22 protein-coding genes are annotated in these 21,607 nt (G+C 71.5%); 14 read left to right on the top strand and 8 right to left on the bottom strand.

Annotated elements, in window-relative coordinates; all coding sequences use genetic code 11:
- From O7635_RS12720 to O7635_RS12710, 3 genes are all read right to left on the bottom strand, one after another.
- The gene (locus O7635_RS12720) at positions 1-477 is read right to left on the bottom strand and encodes a hypothetical protein (protein ID WP_278080616.1); all 477 of its coding nucleotides are present in this window, start codon (positions 475-477) and stop codon (positions 1-3) included.
- A 70-nt stretch (positions 478-547) separates the two neighbouring features.
- Positions 548-2,176, bottom strand: a complete 1,629-nt coding sequence (locus tag O7635_RS12715) for a serine/threonine-protein kinase (RefSeq protein WP_278080615.1) — start codon at positions 2,174-2,176, stop codon at positions 548-550.
- An 81-nt stretch (positions 2,177-2,257) separates the two neighbouring features.
- Positions 2,258-2,878: a DUF1345 domain-containing protein gene (locus O7635_RS12710; RefSeq protein ID WP_278080614.1), complete on the bottom strand. Its 621-nt coding sequence runs from the start codon at positions 2,876-2,878 to the stop codon at positions 2,258-2,260.
- 95 nt (positions 2,879-2,973) lie between these two features.
- Between O7635_RS12710 and O7635_RS12705 the strand changes: the two genes are divergently transcribed.
- The 3 genes from O7635_RS12705 (at position 2,974) to O7635_RS12695 (ending at position 4,060) form a co-directional block, all read left to right on the top strand.
- Complete coding sequence (locus O7635_RS12705) at positions 2,974-3,486, top strand: VOC family protein (RefSeq protein ID WP_278080613.1); 513 nt, start codon at positions 2,974-2,976, stop codon at positions 3,484-3,486.
- A gap of 71 nt (positions 3,487-3,557) precedes the next feature.
- Positions 3,558-3,764 carry a ribbon-helix-helix domain-containing protein gene (locus tag O7635_RS12700; RefSeq protein WP_278080612.1) on the top strand — a complete coding sequence of 69 codons (207 nt, stop codon included), beginning with the start codon at positions 3,558-3,560 and terminating at the stop codon, positions 3,762-3,764.
- Complete coding sequence (locus O7635_RS12695; RefSeq protein WP_278080611.1) at positions 3,758-4,060, top strand: type II toxin-antitoxin system PemK/MazF family toxin; 303 nt, start codon at positions 3,758-3,760, stop codon at positions 4,058-4,060. The genes O7635_RS12700 and O7635_RS12695 overlap by 7 nt, the downstream gene beginning before the upstream one ends.
- Here O7635_RS12695 and O7635_RS12690 read toward each other — a convergent pair.
- Positions 4,057-4,902 (bottom strand): helix-turn-helix transcriptional regulator, encoded by an 846-nt coding sequence (locus O7635_RS12690; RefSeq protein WP_278080610.1) that lies wholly within the window; start codon positions 4,900-4,902, stop codon positions 4,057-4,059. The genes O7635_RS12695 and O7635_RS12690 overlap by 4 nt on opposite strands.
- Before the next feature lie 102 nt (positions 4,903-5,004).
- Here O7635_RS12690 and O7635_RS12685 point away from each other — a divergent pair, with 102 nt between their 5' ends.
- Positions 5,005-5,757, top strand: coding sequence for an SDR family oxidoreductase (locus O7635_RS12685; RefSeq protein WP_278080609.1), 753 nt, complete (start codon positions 5,005-5,007; stop codon positions 5,755-5,757).
- A gap of 20 nt (positions 5,758-5,777) precedes the next feature.
- Positions 5,778-6,209, top strand: coding sequence for a PRC-barrel domain containing protein (locus O7635_RS12680; RefSeq protein WP_278080608.1), 432 nt, complete (start codon positions 5,778-5,780; stop codon positions 6,207-6,209).
- Positions 6,210-6,211: 2 nt separating this feature from the next.
- Here O7635_RS12680 and O7635_RS12675 read toward each other — a convergent pair whose 3' ends face one another.
- Entirely contained in the window at positions 6,212-6,850 is a 639-nt protein-coding gene (locus O7635_RS12675; protein WP_278080607.1) for an NAD(P)H-binding protein, read from the bottom strand.
- An 84-nt stretch (positions 6,851-6,934) separates the two neighbouring features.
- Between O7635_RS12675 and O7635_RS12670 the strand changes: the two genes are divergently transcribed.
- Positions 6,935-7,510: a TetR/AcrR family transcriptional regulator gene (locus O7635_RS12670; protein ID WP_278080606.1), complete on the top strand. Its 576-nt coding sequence runs from the start codon at positions 6,935-6,937 to the stop codon at positions 7,508-7,510.
- A gap of 17 nt (positions 7,511-7,527) precedes the next feature.
- Here the strand turns inward: O7635_RS12670 and O7635_RS12665 are convergent, their stop codons facing one another.
- Both O7635_RS12665 and O7635_RS12660 read right to left on the bottom strand, forming a co-directional pair.
- A complete protein-coding gene (locus O7635_RS12665) occupies positions 7,528-8,997 on the bottom strand; it encodes a gluconokinase (RefSeq protein ID WP_278080605.1) in 1,470 nt (489 codons plus the stop codon).
- Positions 8,998-9,028: 31 nt separating this feature from the next.
- On the bottom strand, positions 9,029-9,934 hold the full coding sequence (locus O7635_RS12660) for a hypothetical protein (protein ID WP_278080604.1): 906 nt from the start codon (positions 9,932-9,934) through the stop codon (positions 9,029-9,031).
- A 134-nt stretch (positions 9,935-10,068) separates the two neighbouring features.
- On the opposite strand from O7635_RS12660, the gene O7635_RS12655 reads away from it, so the two are divergent.
- Positions 10,069-10,947, top strand: coding sequence for an MHYT domain-containing protein (locus O7635_RS12655; protein ID WP_278080603.1), 879 nt, complete (start codon positions 10,069-10,071; stop codon positions 10,945-10,947).
- Positions 10,948-10,949: 2 nt separating this feature from the next.
- Here O7635_RS12655 and O7635_RS12650 read toward each other — a convergent pair whose 3' ends face one another.
- A complete protein-coding gene (locus O7635_RS12650; protein WP_278080602.1) occupies positions 10,950-14,501 on the bottom strand; it encodes a ThuA domain-containing protein in 3,552 nt (1,183 codons plus the stop codon).
- Positions 14,502-14,803: 302 nt separating this feature from the next.
- Between O7635_RS12650 and O7635_RS12645 the strand changes: the two genes are divergently transcribed.
- From O7635_RS12645 to O7635_RS12615, 7 genes are all read left to right on the top strand, one after another.
- Positions 14,804-16,312: a sugar ABC transporter ATP-binding protein gene (locus O7635_RS12645; RefSeq protein WP_278080601.1), complete on the top strand. Its 1,509-nt coding sequence runs from the start codon at positions 14,804-14,806 to the stop codon at positions 16,310-16,312.
- A complete protein-coding gene (locus O7635_RS12640; RefSeq protein WP_278080600.1) occupies positions 16,309-17,298 on the top strand; it encodes an ABC transporter permease in 990 nt (329 codons plus the stop codon). Before O7635_RS12645 ends, O7635_RS12640 begins: the two co-directional genes overlap by 4 nt.
- Positions 17,299-17,368: 70 nt before the next feature.
- Entirely contained in the window at positions 17,369-18,367 is a 999-nt protein-coding gene (locus tag O7635_RS12635) for an ABC transporter permease (RefSeq protein ID WP_278080599.1), read from the top strand.
- A 24-nt stretch (positions 18,368-18,391) separates the two neighbouring features.
- Positions 18,392-19,585 carry a substrate-binding domain-containing protein gene (locus O7635_RS12630; RefSeq protein WP_278080598.1) on the top strand — a complete coding sequence of 398 codons (1,194 nt, stop codon included), beginning with the start codon at positions 18,392-18,394 and terminating at the stop codon, positions 19,583-19,585.
- A gap of 1 nt (position 19,586) precedes the next feature.
- Positions 19,587-20,465: a sugar phosphate isomerase/epimerase family protein gene (locus O7635_RS12625; RefSeq protein ID WP_278080597.1), complete on the top strand. Its 879-nt coding sequence runs from the start codon at positions 19,587-19,589 to the stop codon at positions 20,463-20,465.
- A gap of 41 nt (positions 20,466-20,506) precedes the next feature.
- Positions 20,507-20,740 carry a hypothetical protein gene (locus O7635_RS12620; protein WP_278080596.1) on the top strand — a complete coding sequence of 78 codons (234 nt, stop codon included), beginning with the start codon at positions 20,507-20,509 and terminating at the stop codon, positions 20,738-20,740.
- 23 nt (positions 20,741-20,763) lie between these two features.
- Complete coding sequence (locus O7635_RS12615) at positions 20,764-21,606, top strand: hypothetical protein (protein ID WP_278080595.1); 843 nt, start codon at positions 20,764-20,766, stop codon at positions 21,604-21,606.
- Position 21,607 lies beyond the last annotated feature (1 nt).

Here is a 21,607-nt window from a genome sequence, read left to right as displayed (position 1 = left end):
TTAGGAGCAGGCGGCCCGCACCTTGTCGGCGACGCCGGTCAGGGCCTCCTTGGCCGCGTTGACCGGGGTGTTGTCCGCGGGGTCGGCGATCTTCTCGACCGTGGCCGCGCCCTCGGTCAGGGCGGACTTGACCTCGGCCGACACCTGCTTGCCCGACAGCTCGGCGAGCTTGTCGGACCACGCGCCCAACGTGCCGCGGAACTCCTTCTCCGCCGCGTCCACCTTGGCCTCGTCGCCCTCGATGGCGAGCTTCAAAAGGTTCTCCACGCCCGCCCCGAAGCCGGCGGCGCCGTCCTTGCTGATCTGCACGGCTTCCCGGCAGACGGTCGTGTCGTCGGACCCGCCGGCTGCCGCGGCGGCGGTCGGGCTGGCGCCGGCCGGGGCCGCACCCGCGCCGCCGGCGTCGTCGTCGGAGGACCCGCACGCGGCGAGGGCCAGGGCGGAAACAGCAACGGCAGCGACCAGGATGCGGCGCACGGCGAGAACTCCTCACGACGACGGAAGAGCGCCGACGATAGCGAAAGCCACCGCCGCTCGCTGCCCCTCGTCAGTAGGCGAACTCCGCGCTCTTGGCCTCGCCGTGGATCGCCGTGCCGTCGCCGTCGTAGACCCGCCAGCTCTGCACGAGCACGTAGCGCCGGCCACGCGGCGGGGTCAGCTCGAAAGCGCCGCAGACCCGCTCGGACATCTCCGGACCGAAGCGCAGACCCGGGCAGGTGTACGGCTGCCCGACCCGGTTGCCGGCCGTGTCCTTCAGCGTCAGCGTGATGTCGGCCAGCACCTCTTTGGACTTCAGCCCCCCGGACACGCGGATCCCCGGGCCGGTCGCGAAGCACGTGTTGGAGAACGCCGGCTGCAGGAACTTCCACTGGTAGCCGGTGCACTTGACCGGACCGTACGCCGTCGGGACCGGCGCCACCTTGGCCTCCGACGGGCGGGCGGCCTTGGCCGGGGCCGGCTTGGCCATCCGGTTGGCGGTCAACTCGGCGATCTCGGTCGAGGCGGGCCGGCCGGCCCGCTGCGGCTTGGCGCCGCCACCACCGCTGCGGGACGGTCCGGGCGACGCGGTCGGCCGGCTCGCGTCGGCCCGCTGCCCGTCGCCGCCGCCCGGCCAGTCCAGCGCCACCAACGCGACGGTCAGCAGCACGAACACCGAGACGACCGTGGTGATCGCGTGCCAGGCCGGCACCCGGCGACGCTGGGTCGGTATCCACGGGCGGCCGGTCAGCGCCGACTGCATCGGCAGCCGGGGCGGCTTGGGCAGCGCCGGCGCGGCGCCCAACCGCACGGCGGCGAGGCGCAGCGCCTCGCCCAGCCCGGCCGCCGACGGCCGGCACGCGGGGTTGCGGTCCACACAGGACGAGACAATGCGCCAGAGCACGTCGGGGATGCCAGGGTTGCGCCGCGGCCGGGTCTCCACGTGCCGGCGGAACACCGAGCGCGGGGTGTGGCCCGCGTAGGGCGGCCGCCCGGTCAGCAGCTCGTAGAGCACCATGCCGAACGCGTAGACGTCGGAGGAGGGCGACGGCTTGGCACCGTTGATCACCTCGGGCGCGAGGTAGTTCGGCGTCCCCAGCAGCGCCCCGGTGGTGGTCAGCGGCGGCGCGTCGACGACCCGGGCGATGCCGAAGTCGGTCAGGCGCACACCGGGATCGCTGTCCAGCGCCTCGGGCGTACCCACCAGGATGTTGTCGGGTTTGAGATCGCGGTGCACGACACCGAGGTGGTGCGCGTGCGCCAGCCCGTCGGCCACGCCGGCCATCACCGTGGCGGCCTCAGCCGGGGTCAGCGTGCCACGCTCCCGCAGCAGCGCCCGCGCGCTGCCACCCTCGACGAGCTCCATCACCAGGCCGAGCGAGTCGCCGATGGTGAGCAGCTCACGCACCGGCACGATGTTCTCGTGTTCGAGGGCCGCGAGGATCGCGCGCTCCTGCACGAAGCGCATCACGGCCTTGGGTTGCGGCACCAGCTCGTCGCGCAGCAGCTTGACGGCGACCGCTTCGCCGGTGGCCTGGCTGCGGGCACGCCAGACGGTGCCGCTGGCGCCGCCGCCGATCTGTTCGACCAGCTCGTAGCAGCCGCCGACCACCCGTGCGCAGGGCTTTCCTGGCGCCGGGACGGGCTCGGGTTCAGGTGTGGGCTTCGGCTTGGGCGTCTTGGGGGGTTCTGACGTCACCGGACAGTCATACTCGTCAACCGACCGGTATGCCGGAACACACCCAATAAGCCCGAATGGAATCCCCTGATCGGAGGACAACTATCCAGTGATGATGTTGACCGCGATGGCCAGCACGATCGCGTTGTAGAAGAAGCTGATCACGCTGTGCACCATCACGTGATAGCGGACCACCCGACCCTGCACCTCCACGTCGGACGCCGCGAACGAGACGCCCACCGTGACCGAGAAGTACAGGAAGTCGATCAACCGGGGGTACGGGCACTTCGGGAACCGCCAGCCGGTCCACTGTGCGTAGAAGCGGGCGTACCCGACCTGCAGCAACAGCCACGCGCAGAACGTGACGAACGCGCCGAGCCCCTGCACCAGACCGCTGAAGTCGCTGCTCTCGTCGACCGCGAGCACGTCCAGCGACGCGCCGAGCCCCGTGATGCTCGCGGCGGCGGTGAAGAAGAAGCTGAACCGGCGGCCGGTCAGCCGGGCGTTCCAACCGGTCATCGGCGGTGGCGGCAGGTGCGGGTCGATGAACCGCTCCCGGCGCACCCAGACCGTGCCGACCAGCAGGTAGGCGAACGCGAGCAGGCCCCAGAAGAGCAGGAAGAGCACGACGACCGGCTCGCTCTCGCTGCCCACGACGGTGAACAGCAGCCCGCCCACGGCGAGGACCACCTCGACCAGGCGCGCGGTCAGCGTGCCGGCCACACCCACGCCTCGGCTAACGCGCGGACGGAGCGCGGGTTGCGCCGCCTTCCCATTTGTCCAAGCGGAGCGCGGCGCGCGTCGATACGGTCGGTCACATGACCAACGACATCGACGCCGGGCCCGAACGCAACACCCGGCCCGCGGACTATCCGGCCGCGATCGTGCCGATGCTGGCGTACGAGGACGGCGTGGCCGCCATCAACTTCCTGCGCGACGCGTTCGGCTTCACCGAGCGCATGCGACTGACCGCCGACGACGGCTCGATCGGCCACGCGGAGCTCGCCCTCGGCGACGCGGTCGTCGCGATCGCCATGCCGGCCGGCATCGGCTACGAGAGCCCGAAACACCACCGCGAACACTGCACCATCGCGATGCGCTGGACCGAACAGCCCTGGGTGATCAACGGCGTGATGATCTACGTCGACGACGTGGACGCCCACGCCGCCCGGGCCGAGACCGCGGGCGCCCGGCTGCTCAGCCGGCCGGAGGACCAGCCCTACGGCGTGCGCAGCTACCGGGTCGAGGACCCGGAAGGGCATCGCTGGATGTTCAGCCAACACCTCCGCGACACCAAGCCCGAGGACTGGGGCGCGACCACCAGCGGCTGATCCGACACGCCGAGCATCGACACGCCGGCAGTGACAACATCCCCAATACGATCATTGATAGTGTCCCCGGCATGACGGCGGCCATGTCGATCACGCTCGACGACGATCTCGCGCAGGCGCTCAATGCCGCCGTCGGCGGCGGCAACCGGTCCGCGCTGGTCGCGGAGGCCATCCGCGAATATCTCGACCGGCGCAACATCGCCGCCGCCAAGGCCTGGCACGCCTCGTTGGAGGGTGACGACGCGGCCGCGCTGGCCGACTTCGACGCCACATGGTGAGGCGCGGCGACGTCTTCGACTACACGATCGGCAGCCGCCGGGTCCGCGTGCTGGTGGTCAGCGCCAACACGTTCAGCGCCGACTATCCGGTGATCGTGCTGGTGCACGATCGCGCCGACGGCGACGTGCCCGGGATCCTGCTGCCGCTGCCGAAGGACATCGCCGGTGGCGGCACGATCGACCTGTCCCGCATCCGGTACGCCGACCCGGCGGCGTTCGGTCACCGGCACGCCCGGCTGTCGGCCGCGCTGATGAGCCAGGTCGACCAGGGGTTGCGCCGGCTGCTGGCGCTCTAGGGTCGCAGGGCGGGGAGTTCGGTCAGGCGGCGGAAGGCGGCTTCGGTCGGGGAGCCGGGCTCAGCACAGTAGACGATCATCCGCTGGTCGCTGTCGCTGATGTGCAGCACCTGGCACTCGAACTCGAGCGGGCCGACGTCGGGGTGGACGACGCGCTTGCGTACGCCGCGGCGCACTGCCACGTCGTGGCTGTGCCACATCCGGGCGAACTGCGGCGAGAGCCCGAGCAGCTCGGTCACCAGCGCCTCGATGCCGGGGTCGCCGGGATATCGGGCGTACGCCGCGCGTACGTCCGCGACCGAGGCGGCCGTGAAGGCGAGCGCGTCCTCGTCGCGCCAGTGCGGGTCGTCGACCGACTGGCGGAACATCCAGCGCAGCATGTTGCGGTCGGCCGGCGGGTGCGCCGACAGGTCCCCGATGAACCGGGTCGCCAGGGCGTTCCAGGCGAGCAGGTCGTACTTCGCGTCGACCACGTACGCCGGGGTCAGCGGCATGGTGTCGAGCAGGTGCCGGATCGCGGGCAGCAGCTCACGGCTCGGCCCGACCACCACCGGCGGCGGTTCGCCGGCCATCCGGAACAGGTATTCGCGCTCGTCGGCGGTCAGCATCAACGCCCGGGCCAGCGCGCCGAGCACCTGCCGGGACGGCTGCGGACCGCGGCCCTGCTCGAGCCGGATGTAGTAGTCGATCGAGATCCGGGCGAGCTCGGCCACCTCCTGGCGGCGCAGGCCGGGCGTGCGGCGGGGGCCGGCGCCACCCGCCGGCAGGCCCACGTCGCCGGGCCGCAGCCGGGCGCGCCGGCTGCGCAGGAAGGCCGCGAGCTCCTGCCGGTTGACCGTCACGACTCAAGGGTGCCGCAACCCGCGCCGACCTGGGTGGTACGGCCGGTACCAGGCAACACCGGTCCTGCCGCCGACCGCCCGGGCGCCGGCAGGCTCGACCGCATGACACAGATCGCTTTGATCACCGGCGCCAACAAGGGCATCGGGTACGCGACAGCGCGGGCGCTCGGCGAGCGGGGCATGACGGTGCTGGTCGCCGCCCGGGACGCCGACCGCGGCCGGACGGCGGCGAAGGAGCTCTCCGGCGCTGGGCTGGACGCCAAGTTCGTGCTGCTGGACGTCACCGACGCCGCCACCGTGCGAGCCGCCGCCGACCTCGTCGAGGAGGAGTTCGGCCGGCTCGACGTGCTGGTCAACAATGCGGGCATCCTGCGCGCCGACGGCGCCGCCGGCGAGCCGAGCCGCACGACGATCGGCACGCTGCGGGAGGTCTTCGAGACCAACGTGTACGGCGTCGTCACGGTCACCAACGCGTTCCTGCCGCTGTTGCGCCGCGCCCCGGCCGCCCGGATCGTCAACGTGTCCAGCGAGGTCGGCTCGATCACCTCGCTCACCGACCCGGCGAGCCCGCTGTTCGTGCTGACCTCCGTGCCGTACCCGGCGTCGAAGGCGGCGCTCAACATGATCACCGCGATGTACGCCAAGGAGCTCCGCGACACCGCTATCAAGGTCAACGCGGCGAACCCCGGCTACACCGCGACGGACTTCAACGACCACCACGGCTTCCGTACGCCCGAGCAGGCCGCCGCCGTCAACGTGCACCTCGCGACGCTGCCCGCGGACGGCCCGTCGGGCCTGCTCTGGGGCCACCTGATCACCCTCGAGGGCGACCAGAACGGGGTTCTGGCGTGGTGATTCCTGGGTAACGCGAAGGCGTGGATGTCTTCAACGCGTGGTCGTGGCGCACTCCTGCCCTCGGGGGCGGCCACGACCAGACCACGCCGGACCGCGACCCCGACGACCCGGATCTCGACCGTGCCCGCAGCCGCACGGTCGAGGCCGCCGACGAGGGCGGTCCGGGCTTCTCGATCGACCTGACCGGCTACGCGGTAGCGGCGGTCGACGGCGAGATCGGCAAGGTCGAGAAGGCCACCGACACGGACCTGGTGGTCGACACCGGCCCCTGGATCTTCGGCCGCTCCGTCCTGCTGCCGGCCGGCGTCGTCGACCGGGTCGACCACCAGTCCCGCACGGTGCACGTCGACCGCACCAAGGACCAGATCAAGGACGCACCGGAACACGCTGACGCGCCCGACTACCGCGACCGGCTGGCCCATTACTACCGCGACACCTACGGCTCTCAGTAGCTTCAGTAGCCGAGCCCGATGACGTGGCCGACGGTCTTCGGGTCGTCGAGGGCGACCATGATGGCGTCGGCCAGGTCCGCGCGGGACAGCCGGAAGCCGCCGCGGACGTTGCGGTCGAGCGCGGTGCGGTAGGGCTTGCGCCCGCCGTCGGTGAGCTGCGGCGGGCGCAGCACGGTCCACCGCAGGCGGCTGTCGAAGACCGCGCGCTCGGCCCGCCCGAAGTCCGCGAACTGCTTGCGCAGCGCCAGCGCGCCGACCAGCGGCTTGAGCAGGTAGCGGGTGACCGGTCCGTCGCCCGCGTCCCGCGCGTGCCCGCTGCCGGTCACCACCAGCAGCCGCGCCGCCGAGTTGTTGGCGGCCACCGCCGCCACCACCGCCTGCGCGCCACGCGAGCAGACCGTCGGCTCGGTGCCCGGCCGCGGTCCGAGCGTGTCGATCACCGCGTCCCGGCCGGTGACCGCGGCCGCGATCGACTCCGGGTCGAACACGTCGGCGACCACCACCTCGAGCCGCGGGTCGGCGGCGACGGTCAGCCGCGCCGGGTCGCGTACGACCGCGGTCACGTGATGGCCCGCGTCGAGCGCCCGCCGCACGACGTGCTGCCCGGTCCCCCCGGTCGCGCCCAGCACCGTGAGTTTCATGAGTTGCCTCCACCCGTGTGGTTAGTAAGTGCTCACTCACCTCTAGGATGGTGAACGCTTACTAACCTGTCAAGGGGAGCCGCAGTGGGAACCAGGGACGTGATCCTCGACGCCGCCGCCGAGGTCATCCGCAGCCGCGGCATGGCCAACGCCACGACCCGCGAGATCGCGAAAGCGGCCGGCTACTCGGAGGCCACGCTCTACAAGCACTTCACCGGCAAGGTCGAGCTGCTGGTCGAGGTGCTCCGCGAGCGCTCACCGGGCCTGGCCAGACTCAACCGCGCCCTGGCCGTCCTGGACGACGACCTGCCGACGGGCCTGACCGCGATCGCGACGGCCGCGATCGCCTTCTACACGGAGGCGTTCCCGATGCTCGCCTCGATCTTCGGCGACCCGTCGATCCTGGCGGCCCACACGGCGGGCCTCCGCCAGGTCGGCGCCGGCCCGCACCGGGTCAACGAGGCGGTCGTCGACTACCTGCGCCTGCAGCAGGACCGCGGCGCCGTCCGCCCGGACGCGGACCTGGTCGCGGCCGCCGCCCTCCTCGTCGGCGCCTGCTTCCAACACGCGTTCCTGGGCCACATGAACGGCCCGGCCCGCCGGCCGGACCCAGAAGCCGCCCGCTCGTTCGCCACCCTGGTCGCGACGGCGCTGCGCTGAACTGGCCGGCCCGCGCCTCAGCCACGCAGGAGGGCGTCGTAGACGTCGGCGAAGCGGGCTCGGCGGGCCGTGTAGTGGTCTTTGTGTCGCGGCTCGAAGGTCGCCCCGGTGCTGCGGGGCGCGCGCGGGACCTCGGGCGCCAGCACGTCGAGGGCGAGCAGGGCCGTGCCGCGTTGTGTGGCGCGCTGCCGGGTCACGTGGGTGACCGGCCGGCCGAGCACGTCCGCGAGGACCTGGAGCCACTCGGGCTGGTCGTTGCTGACCCGACCCGCCGCCGCGACCTCGACGACCTGCGGGGCCGCCGGCCCCAGCTCGTCGGCGACGCGCGCGTAGGTCATCGCCACGCCCTCGACGATCCCGCGGAACAGGGCGTCGGCGTCCGTGGCGGCCGAGACCCCGCCCAACACGGCGCGGGCGCCGCCGACCCAGCCGGGCGCGCGTTCACCGGTGAGGTACGGCAGCACGAGTGGCGTGGCGTCGCTCGGCGGCGCGGTCAGCACGTCGGCGAGCGTCCCGCTCACCCGCAACGAGTCCTGCGCCCAACTGAACGCGCGACCGACGTCGTTGATCGCCCCGCCGAGCAGCGTGCGTCCCCCGTCGACCCGGTAGTTCCACAAGCCGAACGGCAGCGGGTCGGCCGGGCCGTCGAGCAGCACCCGCAGGGCGCCGCTGGTGGCCGTGGCCGCGGTGAGGACCGTGGCGTCGGTCGCCCCGGATCCGATGTTGCTGGCGAAGCCGTCGGTGATGACGGGGAACCAGGCCGCCCGGGCGAGGGCGGGCCAGCGCGCCGGTCTGGCCAACGGCAGCGGCCGCGTCGGGTCCAGTGGCGGGGTCAGCTGCTCCGGGGCGATGTCGGCGGCCGTGAGCAGCTCGGTGTCGAACTCGCCGGTGCGCCGGTCGAGCAGGCCCGTCCAGGCCACGGTGGACGTCCCGGCCAGCGGCTGCCCGACGAGCCGGGCGAGCACGTACTCGCCCAGTGACCACCAGCCCGCGGCCCCGGCGACGACGCGCGGTTGCGTGGCCGCGAGCCAGCGCAGCCGCGGGGCGTGGTAGCTGGTGTGCAGGCGGGTGCCGGTGCGCTGCTGGATCGCGTGCTCGTCGAGCTCCTTCCGCAGCGCCGCTACCGCGTCGGCGCTGCGCGAGTCGGCGTAGGTCAGGCACGGGGTGAGCGCACGCCCGGCCGCGTCGACCGCGATGAGCGAGGCGGCGAAGGTGTCGATCGCGACGCCGGCGACGCGGGTCCGCAGCCGCGAGTGCCCGGTCACCGCGTCGAGGACCTGCTCGACCTCCGCGGTCACCTGCTCGGGATCGATGACCGAGGTGCCGTCCGGCGCGACCGTGAACGCGTGCGGCACCTTGTGCTGCAGCCCCGCGACCCGCCGGCCCGACCCGTCGTGAACCCCGCCACGGGTCGCGGTCGACCCGATGTCAACCGCCACGACCAGCGGCTCCACCGCGGCGTCGAGGGTGACGTCGTCGACAGTCATAGCCCATCCCTTACCCCGGGCGCGGCTTCTGTCACGGTTGTTGGAAGTCGCGGGTTTCCCAGATGCGGCGGTTCAGGTAGTCCTTGACCCGGTTGATGTAGTCCTCGCTGTCCGGCGTGTGCCAGCGCCCGCTGTACCAGCGCCCGACGCAGCCCCACTGGTCGCCGGGGACGTACGGCCGCCCGCGTTCCTCGTCGTTCAGCCAGCCCTCGTGGCCCTCGAAGCAGCTCCGCCAGATCGCGTACGCCAGGTCCGCGTTCATCGCCGTCGAGCGGGAGACGCCCGGCCAGGCCGACTTCTGATAGGGGTGCCGGTCCTGCAGGATGCCGAAGCTCTCCGGGCACTGGCCCGGCCGCCCGTCGACACCCAACCCGTGGCCCGGGGCGCAGCGCGTCGGGTCCGACGTGTAGTCGCCGAAGACCGTCTGGCGCCACCAGCTCTCGATCGCCGCCTGGGCGAAGACTAGGTCCTCGTCGACGCCCCACTTGCAGGCCGCCCAGCGCAGGATGTCCTTTGTGGAGCCCGTGAAGGCGCCGTCGACCCGCGGCGCGAAGGTGGCGTTGGCCCGGCTGTCGGCCAGGATGTCCGGGCCGATCTTGTGTCCGGTCGCCGCGTTGGCCATCAGGTTCATGCGCTTGTTCTCCGGCGACGGCCGCTCTCGCACCCAGGTCGCGCACTGCGCGCCGGTCGGCAGGGCCGCGCCGGGCGGCAGCGTGCGGAACCGCTGCGGCGCGGCGGGCGGCGCCGGGCGCGTCGTCGACGACAGTCCGGTCGGCGGCGTCGCCGGCTGCGACCAGCCACCGTCCTCGGAGCTCCAGCCCGTGCCGGTGCGTTCCGGCGACCGGTCGGCGTGCGCGGCGAGCGTGCCCGCCAGTGCGATCACCGCCGCGCCGGCCAGCACTGCGGTCAAGGGCCAGCCGTACCTGAAACGTCCCACGGCGAGCGACCGTAGGCGCGGCCACTTGCGCGGGTCAACGGGCCAAAAGGACATCTAGTACAAGCCACCTCGATCGGGTGAGTGACGGACGAGATGTGCGACTCCTAACCGTATCCAGCTGGCGTACTCTCCGCATGGCAGAGGTCCACCACTTCACGCACGGCTGGCTCAACCCCGGTTTCGCGTACGCCGTCTCGGTGATCGGCGCCCTGATCGGCCTTTACTGCACCGCCCGCGCCCGGAGCCTGCGCGAAGGGGCCGCCCGGGTGAAGTGGTTGACCATCGCGACCGTGGCGATCGGTGGCGCCGGCATCTGGCTCGCGCAGTTCACCGCGATGCTCGGCTTCGACGTGGTCAACAGCCCGGTGCGCTACAGCCCGGGGTTGACCGCGGCCAGCCTCGCGCTCTCGCTCGGCGCCACCGGCGTGGGCCTCTTCCTGGTCGGCTACCGCGAGCCGAGCACCGCGCAGATCCTGAGGGCCGGCGGGATCACCGCGGCCGGCCTGCTCGGCATGCACTACACCGCGATGGCCGCGATCGACGTGGCCGGCGAGATCGTCTACCAGCCGCAGCTGGTCGCGCTGTCGGCGCTGATCGCGGTCGTCGCGGCCACCGGCGCGCTGTGGGGCAGTGTCACCGTCGACGGCCGGTTGCCGATCGCCATCGCCTCGGGTCTGCTGGCCGCCGGGGTCTGCGGCATGCACTACATCGCGATGGCCGCGGTCGGCGTGCGGCTCGACCTGACGGGCCTCGCGAGCGTCGAGGGCGTACGCCCGTTGGGGCTGATCGTCGCCGTCGCCCTGGTCTCCGCCGTCACGATGACGGTGATGGCGACCGTGGCGCTGCAGGCGATGACCACCGAGGAGTTCGGCGGCGAAGGTCCGGCGACCGTGACGGCCGCCGAGCCGGAACCGGTCGGCCTGGCCGCGGCGGGTTTCGCCGCCCCGGGGGCCGAACCGATCCGGCTCGACATGCCCATCACGCCGGGCCTACGCCGCCGTGCGGGCTACTGACGTCACTGCTGGATCAATCGCCACTGCTGGTTGGTCGCCGTGTGGCACGGCCACTGGATGAGCGCCGCGCCGTCGGCCGTCGAGGCGCCGTTGACGTCGAGGCACTTGCCGCTGTGCACGGCCCGGAGCTGGTAGACCCCCGACCCGGCCACCGGCGTCCACTGCTGGTTGGCCTGGTCGTTGCAGGTCAGCTGGACCACCCCGGCCGCGTCGGCGGTCGAGCCACCGGACACCGCCATGCACTTACCACTGTGGACGGCCTTGAGATAAACGTTGCCGCCGCCCGCGTCGACCGCCTGCCAGCGCTGGTTGGCGCCGCCGGTCGCGGCCCACTGGTGCACGACCGCGTTGTCGGCCGTCGACACTCCGTTGACGTCGGCCAGCTTGCCGCTGTGGTTGGCGGTCAGCGTGTAGGTCCGGCCGGCGATCCCGCCCGACGGCGTGCTGCCGACCCCGTTGCCACCGAAGGTGAACGAGTCGACGTCGAAGCTGTTGTTCGAGCTGGTCTTGAACACCATGTAGAGCTTGTGGGTGCCAGACAGCGCCGCGACGTTGACCGCCGCCTGCTGCACGTAGGTGTCCCAGCCGCCGGTCGCCGCCACCGGGTTGGTGGCCAGCAGCGTGCCGGTCGGCGAGTCCGCCCGCAGCTCGATGCTGCCGCCACCGCTCGGCGATGACAGGCGGTAGCTGACCGTGCTGATCCCCTGCAGGCTCATCGGGTCGAACATGATCCAGTCGTTGTTGCTGACGTCGCCGATCCGGCCGCCGCTCTCGGCGCCGCCCTGCGCGACGATCCGGACGCCGGACTGCGCCGTGTAGTACTCCGCCTGCTTGTGCTTGGGCTGCAGGATCGCCTTGGCGTAGCCGGTCAGCCGGGCCACCGAACCGTTGCCGTTGTCCTGGTAGCGGGCGTTCAGCACATAGAACAGGTTGGCGCCGTCGGGGTGACCGCCGAGGTTGCCGGTCGACACCGTGCCCGAACAGCCCGGCAGGTCCGTCGTGCCGTGCTCGTGGTCGTCGTGCCCGAGCGCCGGGTTGGTGAACACCTGCTGGCAGTTGACCGTGCCGTCCTGGGCGTCGGTCACCGACACCGAGTAGGACACGTTCTGCCCGAAGTCGAGCATGCCGCCGTTGGGCGGACCGGTGATCGTGACCACCGGCGCGTTGTTGCCGACGGTGATCGGCACGTTGGCGAACGACGACCGGCCGGTGTTGTCGGTGACCGTCAACTTCGCCACATAATTGCCGTTCGCGGTGTACGTCTTCGACGGGTTGGCCGCCGTCGAGTCGGTGCTGCCGTTGCTCTCGAAGTCCCACGCGTAGCTGATCGTGTCGCCGGTGTCCGGGTCGTGCGTCCCGGCGCTGGAGAACTGCACGGTCAACGGGGCCAGCCCGTTGGTCGGCGTGCCCGTGGCCACCGCGACCGGTGCCCGGCCGCCCTTGACGTAGTCGATGCGGTAGAGCCCCGAGTCGTTGTTGCCGCCACCGAAGTTGGCGCCCCACTCGAGCAGATAGAGCGACCCGTCGGGCCCGAACCGCATGGCCATCGGCTTGTTGAAGAACTCACCGGGCAGGAACGGATTGATCTTGACCAAACCACCCGAAGAGTCGAAATGGATCTCCTGGACGTAGTTCCGCGCCCACTCGTAGAAGAAGTGCACGCCGTTGTAGTAGGCGGGGAACTTCGTGGTCGAGGTGCTGGCCGCGTTGTAGCGGTAGACCGGCCCGCCCATCGGCGCGGCGCCGCCCGAGCCCATCTCCGGGAACTGCGGCGAGGCGCCGTAGCCGTACCAGATCTGGGGTTGCACCAGCGGCGGCAGCACCCGCAAGCCGGTGTTGTTGGGCGAGTCGTTGACCGGCGCGTTGCAGTTGAACTTCGCGCCGACCACACCCGTGTCGGGGTTGTACGGCGCGTACGCCTGGTTGTTGCCGTGACAGAACGGCCAGCCGAAGTTGCCCGCCTGCTTGATCACGTTGAGCTCGACCAGTCCCTCGGGCCCACGGTTGGTGGTCGGCGCGCCGCGGTCCGGCCCGTAGTCGGCCAGGTTGATCCACCCCGTCTGCTTGTCGACCTCGAACCGGAACGGGTTGCGGAAGCCCATCGCGTAGATCTCCGGCCGGGTCTGCGCGGTGCCGGGCGCGAACAGGTTGCCGCTGGGAATCGTGTACGTGCCGTTGCTCTCGGGGTGGATCCGCAGGATCTTGCCGCGCAGGTCGTTGGTGTTGCCCGCGCTGCGGGCGGCGTCCAGGTAGGACTTGCCGGACCGCCAGTCGAGCGGCGCGTAGCCCTGCCAGGCCGGGTCCAGGTTGGGCGGGGTGTCGTCGCCGGTCGACAGGTAGAGGTTGCCGTTGGGCCCGAACGCGACGTAACCGCCGGTGTGCCCGGGCTCGGGGTACGTCCGGTCGCGGTAGGCCGGCACGTTCAGCAGCACCACCTCGCTGGCCAGGTTGACCGTGTCACCGCTGACCGTGAAGCGCGAGAGCCGGTTGACGTCGGTCGACGAGGCGGACGGCGAATAGTAGAGATAGATCCAACCGTTGCTGGCGAAGTTCGGATCCAGCGCCATCCCGACCAGGCCGTCTTCGCCACCGGTGTAGACCGACAGCGTGCCCGCGGTGACCGTGCTCTGCTGCGCCGGCTTGAAGATCTTGATCTGACCGGCCCGCTGCACGTAGAACACCCGGCCGTCCGGCGCGATGTCCAGCGCCATCGGGTCCACCGTGTTGGAGTCGAGGCTGACCTTCTCGAAGTTGCCCCAGACGGTGCCGCCGCAGTCACCGGCCAGGTTGCCGGCCGCGTACCGCACCCCGCCGAGGATGTGGTTGCGGAAGTTCGTCTCGCTGTAGGAGGCGATGTCGTGACCCATCGCGGTCGCCCAGACCTTGCCGCCCTCGGTCTCGCGGCACCAGGAGATCGGGTGGTCGATGCCCATCGCGTCGGAGCCGGGGTTGTAGGTGCGCTCGTCGGCCGTGACCAGCACGTGCACGTTGCCCCGGGCGTTGACGTCGAAGTTGTACCACTCCTCGGTGCGCTGCCAGTTGTCCGGCAGGCCCACTGTGGACGGGTGCACCTTGTCGGCGACGCGGGCGAAGCCCTGCAACGAGCCCGGTGAGTGCGACGGCATGTGGGCGCCGCCGTTGATCGTCTGGTCCCACCACGGGAACGTCGTGTCGATGCCCATGTCGGTCGCGTTGTGGATGGCCGCGATCCCCTTGCCGGAGCGCAGGTAATTTTGCACCGCGGTGCGCTGCGCGTCGTTGTCGAACACCATGCCCGAGGTCTGGAACATCACCAGCACGTCGAACGTGTTGAGGTTGGCGGTGTTCAGCACCGTGGAGTCCTCGCTGAACACCACCTCGAAGTTGTTGGCCGCGGCCAGCTGGTTGAACATCGTGACGCCGGCGGCGATCGAGTCGTGCCGGTAGCCGGCGGTCTCGCTGAACACCAAGGCGCGAAAGGCCGGTGCGGCCTGGGCTGGGGCTTGCACGATGCCAAGTCCGAGCAGCGTGACGGCGATCGTGAGCAGGGCAAGGACAGGTCTGCGGCGGCGCATGCGGTCTCCTTCGAGATGCCGTGCGAGGGCGTGCAGGAGGCTTGCGGTGCAACGCGTCCGCCGAAAAACGCGTGGTCGAGCGACTGAGCATCGACGCAGATGAGTCTGCGCCGGAACCCTTCGGCGCGTCAACGGTCGAGCAATCGCGAATGGCAATGAATCAATGCCGAACTGTGATCGGTTCAGGCAAGTTACGGTCTTGATCGGTCTGTCGTCAGCCGCTTACGATGCGACGCCAACGGCGCTTTCGGTCGGCTCAGCAAAAGCTCAAGCCTGGCAAGCGAAAGTTTTGGTGATCACCAATGGACTCACCTGAACCACCGGACGCGCTCCTGGCGATGGCCGGCGTCGGCAAGTCGTTCTACGGTGTGTCCGTATTGTCCAATGTGGACATTGACGTGCATCCCGGCGAAGTGCACGCCGTGGTCGGCGAGAACGGCGCAGGCAAGTCGACGCTGATGAAGATCGCCTCGGGTGTGCACCAACCCGACGCGGGCACGCTGACGATCGCCGGCCAACCGGTCACGCTGCCGAACCCGCGCGCTGCCCAGGCCGCCGGCGTGGGCATCATCCACCAGGAGTTCAACCTCCTGCCGGAGCGCACGGTCGCCGAGAACGTCTTCCTGGGCCGCGAGCCGACCCGCCGCGGGCTGGTCGACCGCCGGGCGATGCGGGAGCGCACCGGCGAGCTGCTCGCCGCGGTCGGCGCCGAGACGGTCCGCCCCACCGACCGGGTCGGCCAGCTCGGCATCGCGCAGCAGCAGGTGGTCGAGATCGTCAAGGCGCTCTCCCTCGACGCTCGCATCCTGATCATGGACGAGCCGACGGCCGCGCTGGCCGACCACGAGGTCGAGCTCCTCTACGCGCTGGTCCGCCGCCTCCAGGCCCGCGGCATCGGCATCCTCTACGTCTCACACCGGCTGGCCGAGGTGTTCGACCTCTCCGACCGGATCACCGTGCTCAAGGACGGCCGCCGGGTGACGACCCTGCGGACCGCGGACGCGACGCCCGAGGCGCTGGTGCGGCACATGGTCGGCCGCGAGCTGGCCAGCTACTACCCGCCCAAGACCGACGGCGCCGGGCCCGCGCTGGTCACGCTGACCGGCGCCGGCAACGCCCGGCTGCGGCCGCTCGACCTCGAGCTGCGGGCCGGCGAGGTGCTCGGCGTCGGCGGGCTGCAGGGCTCTGGCCGGTCGGCGCTGGCCCGGGCGCTGTTCGGCGTCGACGGGTTCACCACCGGCCGGATGACGCTCGACGGCCGGCCCGTGCGGGTGCGGTCGCCGCGGCAGGCGGTGCGGGCCGGGATCGCCTACGTGACCGAGGACCGCAAAGGCGACGGCCTCGCGCTGAGCCAGTCGGTGCTCGACAACGCGTTGCTGGCCAAGCGGGCCGCCACGCCGCGCTGGTTCGGCGGCGGCGCCCGCGCCACCGGCGTGCGGGACCTGCTCGCCGCGGTCGAGGTGCACGCGGCCGGCGCCGACCAGGAGGTGCGCTACCTCTCCGGCGGCAACCAGCAAAAGGTGGTGCTGGCCCGCTGGCTGGCCATGACGCCGCGGGTGCTGCTCTTCGACGAGCCGACCCGGGGCATCGACGTCGGCGCCAAGGCGGCCATCCACGAGCTGATCCGCGACCTCGCCGCCAAGGGCGCGGCGGTGCTGATGATCTCGTCCGAGCTGCCCGAGCTGCTCGGCATGAGCGACCGGATCGTCGTCATGCGCGACGGCGCGCTGGCCGGCGAGTTGCCCGGCGACGCGAGTGAGGAGGCGGTCCTGAGCCTGGCCACCGGCACCCCGCACGAGGTGCCCGCATGAGCGCGACCGCGGCGACGGCGGCTTGGCGGCGGCCGCGGATCGACTCGACCAACGGCGTCTGGCTGGCGCTCGGCGTGACGCTGATCGTGGGCGGCATCCTGGTCGCCACCGACGGCGGCTCGCTGTTCGGTCAGAACAGCACGGTCAGCCTGCTGCAGCGGGCGGCGGGGCTGGGCATCGTCGCGGTCGGCCAGACGTTCACGATCCTGGCCGGCTCCCTCGACCTGTCCGTCGCCTACGTGATCAGCCTGACCTCGCTGATCGCGGCCGAGACGATGGCCGGCAGCGACGGCCGGGTCCTGCCGGCCATCCTCGCCGTGGTCGCCGTCTCCGGCGCGATCGGCCTCGTAAACGGCCTGCTGATCACCAAGTTGCGGATCAACGCGTTCATCGCGACGCTCGGCGTCGGCCTGCTCATCAAGGGCTATCTCGAGCAGGGGTACGCCGGCCCCGCCGGCCAGGTGCCGGTCTCCTTCCAGCATCTCGGCTACGACCGGATCGGCCCGGTGCCGGTGGCGTTCCTGCTGTTCATCGGCGTCGCCGCGGTCGCCTGGGTCGTCATCAACCGCAGCCGGTTCGGGCACCACCTGATCGCCACCGGCGGCGACCTCGACGTGGCCCGCCTATCCGGCGTCCGCACCGATTGGGTGCTGATCCGCACCCACGTCATCTGCTCGCTCTGCGCCGGCATCGCGGGCCTCTACCTGGCCAGCCGGCTCGGCGCCGGCGCGCCGCGGGTGGGCGCCGAGGGTGGCTACGACCTCGAGTCGATCGCCGCGGTGGTGCTCGGCGGCACGGTGCTGGCCGGCGGCAAGGGTGGCGTGGCCGGCACGGTCGGCGGCGTCCTGCTGCTCGCGGTCATCGACGGCATCTTCAACCAGCTCGCCGTCGACCCGTTCTTCAAGCAGGTCGTCCGCGGCGTCGTGATCGTCGCCGCGGTCGCGATCTACGCGCTACGGCTGCGCCGAAAGGCGGTGCGGGCATGAGGGAGCTTGCGACCGAATCATTCGGCTCAGTAGCCGGGTCATGCCCTTCCGAGCGAAGCGAGGCAGGCGCATGACGGAGACGGTGGCGCCGCCGGCGGGGCCGGCCGCGCTCGGGCAGTCGCGCCGGGGACGGTGGGGCGCGGGCAGCGTCTGGCCGGTCGTCGCGATACTCGTGCTGCTGCTTATCGCGGTCGCCATCCGGCAGCCGGACTTCTACGACCCGCCGTCGCTGCTGGCGTTCCTGAAGCGGTCCGCCCCGCTGATCATCCTCGCGGCGGGCCAGTACTTCGTCATCGTCGCCGGCGACTTCGACCTCTCGGTCGGCTCGCTGGTCACCGCCGGCGTGGTCATCGCGGCCCGGGTGATCGACGGCGACCCGGCGATGACCTGGCCGGTGGTCGCCCTCGTGCTCGGCTTCGGCCTGCTGGTCGGCCTGGTCAACGGGCTCGTCACCACCCGACTGCTGGTGCCGTCGTTCATCACCACGCTCGGCATGTACCTGATCCTCGTCGGCGCCGTCTACACCTGGACCGGCGGCTCGCCGCGCGGCGCCCTGTCCGAGGAGTTCCGCATGCTCGGCCGGCGGGGCATCGAGGGTGTCCCGTGGCTCGGCGAGATTCCGTACGCCGTGCTGATCCTGCTCGTCCTGGCCGCCCTCGCGGTCCTCGCGATGCGCTCCGACTTCGGCAAGGTGCTCCTCGCGGTCGGCGACAACCCGCGCGCGGCCCGGCTGGCCGGCGGTCGGGTCGCCGGCGTACGCACGATCGCGTTCGTGATCAGCGGCGGCTGCGCGGCCGTGGCGGCCATCCTGCTCGGCGGCTTCGGCGGCGTGAGCTTCCAGGTCGGCGCGGGCCTCGAGTTCACCGCGATCACCGCGGTCGTGCTCGGCGGCGTGGTGCTCGGCGGCGGCCGCGGCTCGGTCGTCGGCGCGATGCTCGGCGCGCTCACCCTGCAGACCCTGTTGACCTTGCTCAACCTGCTCGGCGTCGCGGGCGCGCTGGCGTCCGCGGTGCAAGGGCTGATCATCCTCGCTGCCGTGGCCATCGGCGGGCTACGGGCACGCACCTGACGCACCGAAACCCGAGGAGGAGAGTTGCGAAAGAGAACAGGTAGCGCCCTCGCCGTCCTGGCCGCCACGGCCTTGGTCCTGGCCGGCTGCTCGAGCGACGTGCCGGCCGCCAACCCGACGGCGAGCGGCTCGGCGGAGGCGGGCGCCGGCACCGGCGAGACGTCGGAGTTCTTCGTCCAGGCCGACTACGACAACGAGATCGCCCTGCGCACCGCCACGCCCACCGGCCCCGCCGACAAGCCGTGGGAGCAGGCGCTCAACCCGCAGAACGCAGATACAGCCAAATACAAGAAGGCGGGGCCGTACGACCTGTGCTTCTCGAACGCCGGCGTCGGCAACCCGTGGCGCCAGGTCGGCTTCAAGAACATGCAGGCCGAGGTCAAGCTGCACCCGGAGATCAAGTCGTTCCAGGTGGCCGACGCGGAGAGCAAGGACGACAAGCAGATCTCCGACATCACCGACCTGCTGGGCAAGGGCTGTGACGCGCTGATCGTGTCGCCCAACACGACCGCGACGCTGACCCCGGCCGTCGAGCAGGCCTGCGCCAAGGTGCCGGTGATCGTCTTCGACCGCGGCGTCAACACCAAGTGCCCGGTCACGTTCATCAACCCCATCGGCGGGTACGCGTTCGGCGCGGCCGGCGCCGAGTTCCTGACCGAGAAGGTCAAGCCGGGCGGCAACGTGCTGGCGCTGCGCATCCTGCCCGGCGTCGACGTGCTCGAGGCCCGTTGGGGCGCGGCCAAGGTCACCTTCGACAAGTCGCAGCTCAAGGTCGTCGGGGTCGAGTTCACCGACGGCGACCCGGCCAAGACGAAGACGATCGTGAGCAACTACATCGAGCGCTTCGGCACGATCGACGGCATCTGGATGGACGCGGGCGCCACGGCGGTAGCCGCGGCCGAGGCGTTCGAGGACGCGGGCAAGCCGTTCCCGGCGATCGTGGGCGAGGACCAGCAGGACTTCCTGCGGATGTGGCAGGACCGCAAGCTGACGGCGGTGGCGCCGACCTATCCGACGTACCAATGGCGTACGCCGGTGATCGCCGCCCTGAAGATCTTGAACGGCGAAGCGGTGCCGAACCCGTGGAAGCTCCCGCAGCCGACGATCACCGACGCCAACCTGGCCGAGTTCGTCGACCCGAGCATGCCGCCGCTGCACTACGCGATGTGCGGCTGCGCCGACCTGCCGGGCTACCCGGGCGACTGGGGCGGTAAGTAACGTGTTCGAGATCGGTGCCAACCCCTGGATCTGGACGTCCCCGGTCACCGACGCCGCGCTGGCGCACCTCGTGCCACGCATCGCCGGCTGGGGCTTCGACGCTATCGAGATCCCGGTGGAGAACCCGGGCGACTGGTCACCTGAGCGAACCCGCGACCTGCTCGCGGCACACGGGCTGACCGCCGCCGCGGTTCTCCTGGTCACGCCACCCGGCCGTGACCTGGTCGACACCGATCCCGCGACGGTACGGGCGACCCAGGACTACCTACGCTCCCTTGTGGACGCGGCGGTGGTCCTGGGCGCGCCGAGCGTCTGCGGCCCGGCCTACGCCTCCGTGGGCCGGGTCTGGCGGATGCTGCCGGCCGAGCGGGCCTCCTGCTACGCCGCGCTGCGGGCCGCCTTGGCCCCGGTGGCCGACCATGCGGGCGCCGCGGGCGTCCGGATCGGCCTGGAGGCGCTCAACCGCTATGAGACGTCGGTGCTCAACACGGTCGACCAGACGCTGTCCGCGCTCGACGGGCTCCCGGACACGGTCGGCATCATGCTCGACAGCTACCACATGAACATCGAGGAAGCCGACCCGTACGCGGCCATCACGGCCGCCGGCCCGCGCCTGGTGCACGTCCAGGTCAGCGGCAGCCACCGCGGCGCACCGGGCGACGACCACATCGACTGGGCGCGCTGGCTGCGGACCCTGGCCGAAACGGGCTACCGCGGCCCGATCTGCATCGAGTCGTTCACGGGCGAGAACGAGTCGATCGCGGTGGCGGCGTCGATCTGGCGCCCGTTCGCGCCGTCCCAGGACGCGCTGGCCACCAACGGCCTGCGCCACCTCCGCGAGGTCATGGTGCGGCTGGCCGCACCATCGACGGGGGGCTGACCGGCTGGCCGGCCCGCGCGCGTGACGCGAGGCTGAACGTCATGAAGAAGGCGCTGGCGGTGCTGGGGATCCTGTTCGGGGCTTATCTGGTCGTGCGGGCCGCGATCGAGCCGTTCGTGATCGACTTCAACGATCCGTCGACCTATCAGCGCGACTGGGGCGGGCCGAGCCTGGCCGGGGTGCTCGCCGTCCACTGTGGTCCGGGCGTCGTCGCGCTGGTCATCTTCGCGGCGGTGCTGGCCCGGCGCCGGCGGAAATACGCTGTCACCGATTGAGCCGCCCGTGGGAGGGTGGTCGGGTGGCGGCGGACGTGCGCGAGATCGCCTGTGACGAGTCCGGCTACGAGGGCCAGGCGATCGTCAACTCGCCGACCACCGTGTTCGCCCACGGCAGCGTGCACATCTCGCCCGAGGCCGCGGTCGACTGCATGGCCGAGCTGCGGGCGCGGATCCGGTCGCCGGCCACCGAATACAAGGCAAACCACCTCCTGCGCGACAAGCACCGCGACGTGCTGCTCTGGCTGCTCGGCCCGGGCGGTCCGGTGCACGGCCGCGCCTACGTGCAGCTGGTCGACAAGCCGCGGTTCCTCGTCCGGGTCCTGCTCGACCAGCTGATCGACGCGCCCGAGCGCGAAGCGACCCTGCCGGTCACCGACGAGCCCCGCTGGCGGCGCTTCCTCGCGGCCGCCAACGCGCTGCTGCGCACCCGGGAGCCGCTCGACCCCACCGCGGCCGACGCGGTCTTCTGGTCGATCGACGACCTGCGCCGCGGCGGCCTGCCGCCCGCCGCCGACGAGACGCTGGCCCTGCTCGCCAAGAGCCGCGCGCGGGCCGACGAGATCCACGAACGGGCCCGCACCGACCCACCCGCGTTCGCCCCGGTCGACCTGCTGGCGCCGGCGATCGTCAACGCCGTCGCGCACTGGGGCCCGGTGCGGATCGTCCACGACTTCCAGAGCACCCTCACCCCGACCCGGGTGGCCTGGCTGCGGGCGGCCGCGCCCGACCTGGTCAGCCTGACGCTGGTCGACTCCAACGACGACCCCCGGGTCCAGGTCGCCGACATCATCGCCGGCACGGTGCGGGTGATCGCCAGCCGCACGGACCCGGAGCTGACCGCCCTGGCCGCGGCTTACGTCTGAG

The organism is Asanoa sp. WMMD1127, assembly GCF_029626225.1.
Classification (GTDB): Bacteria; Actinomycetota; Actinomycetes; order Mycobacteriales; family Micromonosporaceae; genus Asanoa.
This window is presented reverse-complemented; position numbering and strand designations above follow the sequence as displayed.

Coding starts and splice junctions, on each gene's coding strand:
- O7635_RS12640 (WP_278080600.1), top strand. CDS start 16,309: ATGAGCGCGACCGCGGCGACGGCGGCTTGGCGGCGGCCGCGGATCGAC.
- O7635_RS12685 (WP_278080609.1), top strand. CDS start 5,005: ATGACACAGATCGCTTTGATCACCGGCGCCAACAAGGGCATCGGGTAC.
- O7635_RS12635 (WP_278080599.1), top strand. CDS start 17,369: ATGACGGAGACGGTGGCGCCGCCGGCGGGGCCGGCCGCGCTCGGGCAG.
- O7635_RS12650 (WP_278080602.1), bottom strand. CDS start 14,501: ATGCGCCGCCGCAGACCTGTCCTTGCCCTGCTCACGATCGCCGTCACG.
- O7635_RS12675 (WP_278080607.1), bottom strand. CDS start 6,850: ATGAAACTCACGGTGCTGGGCGCGACCGGGGGGACCGGGCAGCACGTC.
- O7635_RS12645 (WP_278080601.1), top strand. CDS start 14,804: ATGGACTCACCTGAACCACCGGACGCGCTCCTGGCGATGGCCGGCGTC.
- O7635_RS12695 (WP_278080611.1), top strand. CDS start 3,758: ATGGTGAGGCGCGGCGACGTCTTCGACTACACGATCGGCAGCCGCCGG.
- O7635_RS12705 (WP_278080613.1), top strand. CDS start 2,974: ATGACCAACGACATCGACGCCGGGCCCGAACGCAACACCCGGCCCGCG.
- O7635_RS12655 (WP_278080603.1), top strand. CDS start 10,069: ATGGCAGAGGTCCACCACTTCACGCACGGCTGGCTCAACCCCGGTTTC.
- O7635_RS12620 (WP_278080596.1), top strand. CDS start 20,507: ATGAAGAAGGCGCTGGCGGTGCTGGGGATCCTGTTCGGGGCTTATCTG.
- O7635_RS12665 (WP_278080605.1), bottom strand. CDS start 8,997: ATGACTGTCGACGACGTCACCCTCGACGCCGCGGTGGAGCCGCTGGTC.
- O7635_RS12700 (WP_278080612.1), top strand. CDS start 3,558: ATGACGGCGGCCATGTCGATCACGCTCGACGACGATCTCGCGCAGGCG.